This is a genomic window from Arthrobacter sp. Hiyo1 (assembly GCF_001263615.2).
Classification (GTDB): domain Bacteria; phylum Actinomycetota; class Actinomycetes; order Actinomycetales; family Micrococcaceae; genus Arthrobacter.
In genome coordinates this window covers 366,694-377,477 of the sequence record NZ_DF952468.1, presented here as the reverse complement: position 1 = coordinate 377,477, position 10,784 = coordinate 366,694, and the positions used below count along the sequence as shown (strand labels likewise).

Below are 10,784 nucleotides of genomic sequence, written 5' to 3'. Positions count from 1 at the left end.
GGTGACGAGCTCGCGGCGAAGGTCGCCGCGGCGGTGGCGGCAGCAACGCCGTCGGACTTCCGGCACTTGTACCCCCTTGGCCTGTCCGTTGAGGACAAGATCCGCACGATCGTGCAGGAAATCTATGGTGCCGACGGTGTGGAGTTTTCCGTCCCTGCGCTCAGGCGCCTCGCGGACATCCGGAGAAACGGCTGGAGCGGAATGCCCGTTTGCATGGCAAAGACGCAGTATTCATTCACTGACGACGCGTCCCAGTTGGGCGCCCCCAAGGGTTTCACGGTGCACGTCCGCGAGCTGATTCCCAAGACCGGGGCGGGCTTCATTGTCGCGCTGACGGGTGCTGTCATGACGATGCCGGGTTTACCTAAGGAGCCCGCCGCGATGCGAATGGACGTCGATGAGCACGGCAATCCGGTGGGTCTCTTCTGACCCTCGCTCAGCTATGGCCCCCTTTCGGGAAACGCTCGCTCACCTATAGGGCACTTTCGCGGGACGCTCGCTCACCCGTGGCGCCGGAAGGCGGCCGGATCGTCGGCCGAATCCCAGGCCTGTGGATAACTTCTGCGGGCATCCGCCCCTTTACGGCACAATGCGGGTATGCAAAACGAGCTCGCCCTTCCCGCCGAACTGCTTTCAGGACCGTTCACGCTCACCCAGGCCCAAGCCCAAGGTGTCCCGCGCGGCCGTCTGCTTCGCGCCGACGTCGAACGCGTCAGCCGTAGCCTCTACCGTCCGATCGGCTGGGACTTCGAACTTGAGTCCGCCGCACGTGCGTTGTCGGCTGCTACCCCGGGGGCCTGGATCTCGCACGTGACGGCAGCGCGCCTTCGCTCTTCCTGCCTTCCACCGTGGCTTGCCGATTCTACGGAGCTGCACCTCAGCAAGCCCCGATCGTTGCCTGGAACCCGCCGCAAAGGCGTAATCGGGCACAGGGTGATCGCGGCCGAGAACGAGGTCGAATCGGTTGATGGAATACGGATCAGCACGCGCCCACGCACTTGGCTGGACATGGCCCGGCTGCTGCCTTTGAACGACCTCGTCTGTATGGGCGACGAGCTGATTCGAGTGCCCCGCCAGGCCCTGGAAGGACGGGACACGCCGTTCGCGACCCTTGAAGGACTGCGTGTTCTGGTGGAGCGCCATCCAAATTTGCAAGGCGTCGTCCGTGCCCGGCAAGCGCTCGAACTGATGCGCGTGGGCGCAGACTCGGCGCCGGAGTCCCTGCTTCGTTTGGCCATGCTGGACGCTGGAATCCCCGAACCCGAACTCCAGCTCAGCTTGCGAAGTGACGATCCGTTCTCGCCGTCGGCGGATTTGGGGTTCCGCCGACGGCGGATCGCCATTCAGTACGACGGCGGCCATCACCTCGCGGAGGCCCAGACCCTCAATGATCGACGCCGGAACAAAGCCTTCGAGGCAGCCGGATGGACCGTCCTCGTGTTCCGCAAGGACGATTTGGCAGATGGATTCGAGTCTGCCACCAAGAAGATCAAGAAGGCGCTCCGATCAGCGTGGGTCGATCCCGCCGTCGCATCCGGCTTTGCAAGCGCCGTGTAGCGAACGGGCGTTAAACGACGGACGCTCGCTCACCCGAAGGTGAGCGAGCGTCCCGCCAAAACCCGATATACGTGAGCGAGCGTCCGCCAAAACCCGGCATAAGTGAGCGAGCGTCCGTCAAAAACCCGGCATAAGTGAGCGAGCGTCCAGCCAAAACCCGATATAGGTGAGCGAGCGTCCGTCAAAAACCCGGCATAAGTGAGCGAGCGTTTAGCGCTCGACGTCGCCGCGGATGAAAGCCTCGACCTTTTCGCGGGCGATGTCGTCGTTGAACTGCTCCGGCGGGGACTTCATGAAGTAGCTGGAAGCGGAGAGCAGCGGGCCGCCGATGCCGCGGTCCAGGCCGATCTTGGCGGCGCGGATGGCGTCAATGATCACGCCGGCGGAGTTCGGGGAGTCCCAGACCTCGAGCTTGTATTCCAGCGACACCGGGGCGTCGCCGAAGTTGCGGCCTTCGAGTCGGACGAACGCCCACTTGCGGTCATCGAGCCAGGCGACGTAGTCGGACGGGCCGATGTGGACGTCGTCGGCGTGCAGGACGGCTTCGACGTTGGAAGTCACGGCCTGGGTCTTGGAGATCTTCTTGGATTCCAGGCGGTCGCGCTCCAGCATGTTCTTGAAGTCCATGTTGCCGCCGACGTTGAGCTGGTACGTGCGGTCCAGCGTGACGCCGCGGTCTTCGAAGAGCTTGGCCATGACGCGGTGCGTGATGGTGGCACCGATCTGGCTCTTGATGTCATCGCCGACGATCGGCACACCAGCGGCGGTGAACTTGTCGGCCCATTCCTTGGTGCCCGCGATGAAGACCGGCAAGGCGTTGACGAAGGCGACACCGGCGTCGATGGCGCACTGGGCGTAGAAGTGCGCAGCATCCTCGGAACCCACCGGCAGGTAGCAGACCATGACGTCGGCCTTGGCTTCGCGCAGTGCGGCGACGATGTCCACTGCCTCTTCCGGAGCCTCGACGATGGTCTCGCGGTAGTACTTGCCCAGACCATCCAGGGTGTGGCCGCGCTGCACGGTCACGCCAGTGGAAGGGACATCGGCGATCTTGATGGTGTTGTTCTCGCTGGCGCCGATGGCGTCCGCGAGGTCGAGGCCGACCTTCTTGCTGTCGACGTCGAAGGCAGCGACGAACTGGACGTCGTTGACGTGGTACTTGCCGAACTCAACATGCATCAGACCCGGAATCGTGGCCTGGGGGTCGGCATCGCGATAGTAGTGGACACCTTGGACCAGCGAAGCGGCGCAGTTACCTACGCCGACAATGGCGACACGAATCGGATGTGAAGACACGGAACTCCTTTGAGAACTAACCTCAGGTGCCTAGCGCGTCAGTACCTGTATGTACGACGGCGTCTTAAAGGCACAGCGCCATTCGGCGCTCTTAGCATTGTAGCCAACCTGAACGGGGCCGGCTTTGTTCCCAGCCGGCCCCGCAAGTGTATTAAGTTTTTCGAATCTACTTCTGCGCCCACAGATTGATGTCGGACTCGACGGCGAACTCGTCAATCGCTGTCAGTTCCTCCGACGTGAAGTCGAGGTTGTTGATCGCAGACACGGTGTCCTCCAGCTGCGCCACACTTGACGCGCCCACCAGGGCAGAGGTCACCGGCGAACCCTTCGGCTGATCGCGCAGGATCCAAGCGATCGCCATTTGGGCGAGGGTCTGGCCGCGTCCTTCGGCGATGGCGTTCAAACCACGCACCCGGCTCAGCTTTTCCTCGGTCAGCGCCGATTCGGACAAGAACCGTTCCTTGGCGGCGCGGGAGTCCGCGGGGATTCCGTTCAGGTACCGGTTGGTGAGCATCCCCTGTGCCAGCGGGGAGAAGGCGATGGATCCCGCGCCAACCTGGTCAAGCGTTTCGTAAAGGTTGGGCGAACCGTTCTCGGTCCAGCGGTTCAGCATGGAATAGCTGGGCTGGTGGATGAGGAGCGGCGTGCCCATTTCCTTGAGAATCCGGGCTGCCTCCAGGGTCTGCTCCGGGGTGTAGGAGGAGATTCCGGCATAGAGCGCCTTGCCGGAGCGGACAGCGTGGTCCAGGGCGCCCATGGTTTCTTCCAGCGGGGTTTCCGGATCGGGACGGTGGCTGTAGAAGATGTCCACGTAGTCCAGTCCCATGCGCTGCAGCGACCGGTCAAGGCTGGAGAGCAGGTACTTGCGGGAGCCCCATTCTCCGTAGGGGCCGGGCCACATGTAGTAACCGGCTTTGGTCGAAATGACGAGTTCGTCGCGGTACGGCTTGAAGTCGTCCTTCAGGTGACGGCCGAAGTTCGTTTCAGCCGATCCGTCCGGCGGACCGTAGTTGTTGGCAAGGTCGAAGTGGTTGACACCCAGATCGAAGGCCCGGCGCAGGATGGCGCGCTGCTCTTCGAAACGCTTGTCGTCGCCGAAGTTGTGCCACAGTCCCAGCGAGATCGCGGGAAGTTTGAGGCCGCTGCGTCCGACGCGGCGGTAGGGCATGGTTTCATAGCGGTTTTCCGCAGCCGAATAAGTCATACCTACCATCCTGCCACCGCCTTCGAGGCTCGAAGCGCGATGTCCGTCATGTGGGCACGCTCACTTAAGGCACAGTCACTCAAGGCGCACGACGGCGGCGCTCTCCCCCGGGAGGGTCAGCTCTCCGTTCCCGACGGCGGCCGCGGAGTCCGTGGCGAGCAAGACTTCACCGCCCATCGCCTTCGTCAGGGTCCGGTTCCCGAAGTTGCAAGCAACCCTCACGGCTCCCCTGCTGAGAACGAGCCATTTGTCCTCTTCGCTGAAGTCGACGTGGGTGTCGGTGAATCCACCGCCCGCTAGCTCCGGCGTCGAGCGCCTGAGGTTCGCAAGCGCCCGGTAGAGTTCCAGTAATCGGGCGTGATCGCCGTCGTGCGCTTCCTCCCACTTGAGCTTGGAGCGTTCGAAGGTCTCCGGGTCTTGGGGGTTCGGCACCAACGCGGGGTCCCAGCCCATCCGTTCGAATTCCTTGAGCCGGCCCTTTGCCGTGGCCTCTGCGAGCCATTCCTCGGGATGCGACGTGAAAAACTGCCAGGGCGTGGACGCGCCGAATTCTTCGCCCATGAAGAGCATCGGGGTGAATGGCGACGTCATGGTCAGCACGGCGGCCAACGCGAGCCTCCCGTACGACAGGCTGGAACTCAGGCGGTCACCGGCGGCGCGGTTGCCGATTTGATCGTGGTTCTGGTTGCAGACCACCAACGCGGCAGGATGAACCAGCCCCGGGCGGATGGGGCGGCCATGGTGCCTGCCGCGGAAACTTGAGTAGCTCCCGTCGTGGAAGAAACCGTGTTCAAGCACCTTTGCCAGTGCGCCCAAGGAATCGAAATCCGCGTAGTAGCCGGCAGTCTCGCCTGTGAGGTTGACGTGCACGGCGTGGTGGAAGTCGTCGCTCCACTGACCTTCCAGGCCGTAGCCATTGGTGTCCCGGCGGTAGATGAGGCGAGGGTTGTTCAGGTCCGATTCCGCGATCAAGGTCTTGGGGACGCCAGTTTCGGCTTCGATCCCGTCCGCGAGGCTGGCGAGGTCTTCCAGGATATGGACGGCCCGCTCATCGCGGAGGGCGTGTACGGCGTCGAGGCGTAGCCCGTCCACGTGGAAGTCGCTCAACCACATAGCGGCATTGTCCAGGATGTATTGACGGACTTCGTCGGAACCGGGGCCGTCCAGATTCACTGAGTCGCCCCATGTGTTGCCTTCGCCGGACTTCAGGTAGGGGCCGAACTTCGGCAGGTAGTTCCCGCTGGGTCCCAGATGGTTGTAGACCACATCCTGGATCACACCGAGTCCGGCAGCATGCGCGGCATCCACGAATCGCTGATAGGCCTCCGGTCCGCCGTAAGCCTCGTGGACGGCGAACCACAGCACGCCGTCGTAGCCCCAGTTGTGGGCGCCGTTGAACGCATTGACAGGCAGGAGCTCCACAAAGTCGATTCCAAGTTCAACGAGGTAATCCAGCTTTCCCACGGCCGCGTCCAGGGTGCCTTCCGGCGTGAAGGTTCCGAGGTGGAGCTCATAGATGACCGCGCCGCCGAGCCCGCGCCCCGCCCAATCCGTATCGTTCCAGGCATACGACGAGGCGTCGAAGGTGCGGGAAAGAGCGTGCACCCCGTCCGGCTGGCGCTGCGATCTGGGGTCGGGAAAGGGACCCTCGCCGTTCACCAAATAGCCGTAGTCGGTCCCGGGCTCTCTTGGTACGTCCGCCGTCCACCAGCCGCGGCGCCGTCGTCGTGCAACCGCATATCGTGGCGCTGCTCCTTCGCGAGCAGAGTGACAGATTCCGCAAACGGGGCCCATACATCGAACCGTTTCCCGGCGCTGGTCTTCTCGGCCATCGCTCCCCCTCAATCGTCTTGTCCGGGCTTCGTTTGCCCGCCGTTGTTGGTGCTCCGACTAGCCAATGGGTACGAGCAAGGCCACCGGGTATCTCTGCAGAAGCCTTGCGACGTGAACCTCGCCCGGAGGGTAGCTGTTGCCTGTCAGTTCATCCCGGACCGCGCTCCCAAGACGAATGAAGGTGTCCTGCCACCCTCCGTTCCGCTCAAGCTTCCGCGGGAGCCTCGTGGCCAAAGTGATGGCACCGCCCCCGGTGGCAAGGGCGCCACGGTCGAACGCGATCAGATGTTCGGCCGCATGACCCTGGGCATCGACAGCGCTGTAACCGCCGAAAAGCTCCGGCCGGTCCCGGCGCAAGCGCAGTGCCCTGGATGTCACCAACAACTTGGCCAGCTCGTCCCGCGCTTCAGTCTGGACACCGGCGTCGATGGCTGCGAGGGCGGCCTTCCGCCGTTCGAAGTCGACCGCGCGCCGGTTGTCCGGGTCGGTGAGTGAACGATCCCAGAACTCGGTCCCCTGGTAGACGTCCGGTACGCCCGGCATGGTCAGCTGGACCATCTTCGCCGACAGTGAGTTGGACGTCCCGTACGGGTCCACCAGGCAACGAACTCTTCCAGGGCGGCCGTCAGCTCGGGCATATCGAAGGCGGCGTCGACGGCGGAGGCGAGCGTCGCTTCGAACGCTTCGTTCGGCTCGGTCCAGCTGGTGGAGTTGCCGGCTTCGCGGGCACCTTGAGGACGTAACCCTGGAGGCGTTCACGGCTGGCCGGCCACGCACCTGCGATGGCTTGCCATACGAGGGCTGCGAGTGGCCCGTCGGGAATCGGGGCCAGTTCCTGCATGCGGTCCACGAACGCTTCCCATTCGGGGACTGCCTCGGAGATCGCGGATATCCTGGCGCGGGTGTCTTCGCTGCGCTTGGTGTCGTGCGTGGTGAGGGTGGTCATGGACAGCGGCAGCAGCGCCTGGCGACGTACCATCCGTTCGTGGAATCCGGGCGCGGTCAAGGCGAATTCCGTCGGATCCGCTCCCACCTCAGTCAGCGTGCCAAGGCGTGTGTAGCGGAAAAACGCGGTGTCTTCCACGCCCTTGGCCATGACCATGCCGGAGGTCTGCTGGAAGCGGCGGCCCAGTTCATGGCTGGCCTCGAGCAGCAGCGGAAGCAGTGCCTTGATGACGGGTTCCAACTCCGGCCTGGTGCGGGCAGCCCGTTCGACGGCCTCCACCAAGGTGTCTTTGCCATACGGGAGGTAGCTCCGGTAGACGTGAAACGAAGCGATGATTTCAGCCAGCGCGTCAACCACCTCCGGGCTGGCTACCCCTGAATTGGGCAGCTCCGGAGAGTCCGGGACGAGCCGTGCGAGCCGCAGGATTTCCGAATGCAGGATGCCGTCCGTGATGCGCCGCTTGGTCCCGTGGATCATGGCTTGGTAATCGGCGGGCGAGCCGGTGCCCCGGAGCCTGGCATCCAAGGCGTCAAGGTGCGCTTCGGCGTCGGGATCCACGAAAAGGCGGTCGACGTCAGCGAGGGCGTCGTACCCGGTGGTCCCCTCACAGTCGAAGTTCTCCGGAAGTTCCTCCCCTGGCTCCAGGATCTTCTCGACGAGCAGATAGGAGCCGGCCGTGGTTTCCTTCAGGCGCTCCAAGTACCCGGCCGGGTCCGCGAGCCCGTCCGGATGATCGATCCTCAGCCCGTCAACAAGCCCGCCCTGGAACCATCGGGCGATCTCCGCGTGGGCTTCATCGAAGACCCAAGGGATTTCGACGCGGATCCCGGCGAGAGTGTTTACCGCGAAGAAGCGGCGGTAATTCAGTTCGCCGTCGGCCCGGCGCCAGCCGACCAGTTCGTAGTGCTGGCGCGCATGGACGTCGCTGGCGTTGTCACCTTCGGCGTAGCTTCCTTCGGCCAGCGGGAAGCGGTGATCGAAGTAGCGCAATTCGCCGTCGAGCACTTCCAGCTTGTCGACGTCGTGATCGCTGCCTAGGACCGGAAGGCGGAGCTTTCCGCCGCCGAAGTCCCAGTCGACGTCGAACGCTTCCGCGTAGCGGGAGGCCCTGCCCTCTTTGAGCAGGGACCACCACCAGGCATTTTGCGGGGGCGACGCGACTCCCATGTGATTGGGGACAATGTCTACCAACACCCCGAGGCCGGCTTCCCGAGCCGCCTTGGAGAGCGCCGCGAGCCCTTCGACGCCGCCGCGCGAAGCATCAACGGTGGAGGGGTCTGTGACGTCGTAACCGTGGTCCGAGCCTCCTCCGCCGTCAGGATGGGCGACAGGTAAACCCAATCCACCCCGAGCTCGCGCAGATAACCCGTGAGGGCAGCAGCGTCCTGGAGCGTGAACGACGGCCTGATCTGGAGCCTGTACGTGGAGACGGGTGTCCTCATGATCCCCCGTTCTTGTGGGCGCGTGGCTTCCTGGGCTTCTTCGGTGCAGCGCCGGGCTTGTTTTCGGGGTCAGCCTTCGGCTCCGAAGCATGGTGCTTTTTCGGTTCAGGGGTTGCTTCCGGTACAACCTGGAGCTTCCGGGTGGACGGCGACGGTGTAGCCGGCGAAGTCAAGGAAGCCGTTTCGGTGGTGGCCGTCTGCGACAGCGCGGCGAGGGACGCGGCCACGGAATGGTCCGGGTCCGTGTCCGGGACGCTGTGTGCCCTCAGCACCACGAGTGATTTGGCCCCAACACCCAGGACCGCTTCTGCCTGCACGGGTTCGGTATCGGCGCCGCCGCCGGCGGTGTCGATGATGATGTCCCACGCGGGTGCGTATTCGTCCGAGGGCACCTTGAAACCGACTTCGTCGTCGTGGGCGTTGAAGTAGAGCAGGAAGTTGACGTCCGTGATGCGCCGGCCTTGGTTGTCCCGGCCGCGGATCCCGTCACCGTTGAGGAACACGCCCACGGAGCGGCCGAAGCCGCTGTCCCAGTCCGACGGCGTCATGGTGGTTCCGTCGACGTCAAGCCACACGATGTCCGGAAGCCGTTCGCCTTCTCCTCGCAGTACCGGGCGTCCGTCGAAGAAACGGCTGCGCCTGAAGGTTGGGTGCTTGGCGCGCAAGGCACTGACCGCTGCCGTGAACTCCACCAGCGGCTGGTCCACGCTGTCCCAGTTGATCCACGTCAGTTCGGAATCCTGGCAGTAGCCGTTGTTGTTGCCCCGCTGCGTCCGGCCAAGCTCGTCACCGTGCAGCAGCATTGGGACACCCTGGGACAAGAGCATGGAGGCGATGAAGTTCCGCTGCTGGCGGGCTCGAAGGCCAAGGACCTTCGGGTCCTCCGTGGGTCCTTCGACGCCGCAGTTCCAGGAACGGTTGTGGGATTCTCCGTCGTTGTTCCCCTCGCCGTTCGCCTCGTTGTGCTTCTCGTTGTAGGACACCAAGTCAGCCAGAGTGAATCCGTCGTGGGCCGTGACGAAGTTGATGGACGCCACCGGGCGCCGGCCGGAGTGCTCGTAAAGGTCCGCCGATCCGGTCAACCGAGAGGCGAACTCGCCCAAAGTGGAGGGCTCTCCGCGCCAGAAGTCGCGGACCGTGTCCCGGTACTTGCCGTTCCATTCCGTCCACTGCGGCGGGAAATTGCCCACCTGGTAACCGCCGGGACCGACGTCCCACGGCTCGGCGATCAGCTTGACCTGCGAAACCACGGGATCCTGCTGGATGAGTTCGAAGAAGGTGGACAGCTTGTCCACATCGTAGAACTCACGGGCCAGCGTGGATGCGAGGTCGAAGCGGAAACCGTCCACGTGCATTTCGGTGACCCAATAGCGCAGCGAATCCATGAGCAGCTGCAGCGAATGCGGACTGCGCACGTTCAGCGAATTGCCGGTGCCCGTGTAGTCCATGTAGTGCTTCTCGTCGCCCTCCATCAGACGGTAGTACGCGGAGTTGTCGATGCCCTTGAAAGACAGCGTGGGGCCGAGGTGGTTGCCTTCGGCTGTGTGGTTGTACACGACGTCGAGAATGACCTCGATGCCGGCCCGGTGGAGGGAACGGACCATGGCCTTGAAGTCCTGGACCTGCTGGCCGGTATCGCCCTTGGAACTGTAGCTGTTGTGCGGGGCAAAGAACCCGATCGTGTTGTAACCCCAGTAGTTGTTCAGTCCTTTGTCTTGCAGGATGCCATCGTTCGTGAACTGGTGCACCGGCATGAGCTCGATCGCCGTCACCCCGAGCTTTTGCAAGTGGGAAATCACCGCCGGATGGGCCACGCCGGCGTACGTGCCGCGCTGCTCCTCAGGAACCTCGGGGTGGAGCTGGGTCAGGCCCTTGACGTGCGCCTCGTAAATCACGGACCGGTGGTACGGGATCCGCGGGAGGTGGTCCCCGTCCCAGTCGAAGAACGGGTTGATGACTACGCCCATCATCATGTGGGGCGCGGAATCCTTGTCATTGCGGGAGTCCGGATCCCCCATGTTGTACGAGAAAAGCGCCGGGTCCCAGTCGATCTGCCGGTGGATGGCCTTGGCGTACGGTCCAGGAGGAGCTTGTTGGGATTGAAGCGCTGGCCGCTAGCAGGGTCGTACGGACCGTGCACGCGGTAGCCATACTTCTGTCCGGGCTGGACGTGCGGAAGGTAGCAATGCCATACATAGCCGTCCACCTCGCTGACGGTGTAGGAAATCTCTTCCCCATCGTCGTCGAAGAGACACAACTCCACCTTTTCCGCCTTCTCGCTGAACAGCGCGAAGTTGGTTCCCGTGCCATCGAAGGTGGCCCCCAACGGGTATGCGGATCCTGGCCAAACGTCCATGTGTTCTCCTTCATGTGCCGGATAACTTTCTGCCAGCCTAGCGAGACTATGCGACTTTCACGGAACATCCGGGATCATCCGGCGCGATGTTCCCCGAGAAATCGGAAGACGTCGGGGACCGCCCGGGCGATGCCGGAAGCGGTCAACGGG

4 protein-coding genes and 3 pseudogenes are annotated in these 10,784 nt (G+C 63.6%); 2 read left to right on the top strand and 5 right to left on the bottom strand.

All coding sequences use genetic code 11. The features are described 5' to 3' along the window. Together AHiyo1_RS26010 and AHiyo1_RS01660 are read left to right on the top strand one after the other, a co-directional pair. Nucleotides 1–429 (top strand): formate--tetrahydrofolate ligase (locus AHiyo1_RS26010; protein ID WP_253257108.1); only part of this gene is annotated, 429 nt, incomplete at its 5' end. A gap of 168 nt (nucleotides 430–597) precedes the next feature. Continuing rightward, complete coding sequence (locus AHiyo1_RS01660) at nucleotides 598–1,557, top strand: DUF559 domain-containing protein (protein ID WP_059387409.1); 960 nt, start codon at nucleotides 598–600, stop codon at nucleotides 1,555–1,557. 210 nt (nucleotides 1,558–1,767) lie between these two features. Here the strand turns inward: AHiyo1_RS01660 and AHiyo1_RS01655 are convergent, their stop codons facing one another. From AHiyo1_RS01655 to glgX, 5 genes and pseudogenes are all read right to left on the bottom strand, one after another. Beyond that, nucleotides 1,768–2,853: an inositol-3-phosphate synthase gene (locus AHiyo1_RS01655; protein WP_059387408.1), complete on the bottom strand. Its 1,086-nt coding sequence runs from the start codon at nucleotides 2,851–2,853 to the stop codon at nucleotides 1,768–1,770. 166 nt (nucleotides 2,854–3,019) lie between these two features. After that, nucleotides 3,020–4,057 (bottom strand): L-glyceraldehyde 3-phosphate reductase, encoded by a 1,038-nt coding sequence (gene mgrA, locus AHiyo1_RS01650; protein ID WP_059387407.1) that lies wholly within the window; start codon nucleotides 4,055–4,057, stop codon nucleotides 3,020–3,022. Nucleotides 4,058–4,132: 75 nt separating this feature from the next. Then, nucleotides 4,133–5,889: pseudogene (gene treZ, locus AHiyo1_RS01645) on the bottom strand (malto-oligosyltrehalose trehalohydrolase). Between the two features lie 58 nt (nucleotides 5,890–5,947). Then, a pseudogene (treY, locus tag AHiyo1_RS01640) lies at nucleotides 5,948–8,278 on the bottom strand (malto-oligosyltrehalose synthase). Continuing rightward, a pseudogene (glgX, locus tag AHiyo1_RS01635) lies at nucleotides 8,275–10,634 on the bottom strand (glycogen debranching protein GlgX). Before glgX ends, treY begins: the two co-directional pseudogenes overlap by 4 nt. Nucleotides 10,635–10,784: the final 150 nt, after the last annotated feature.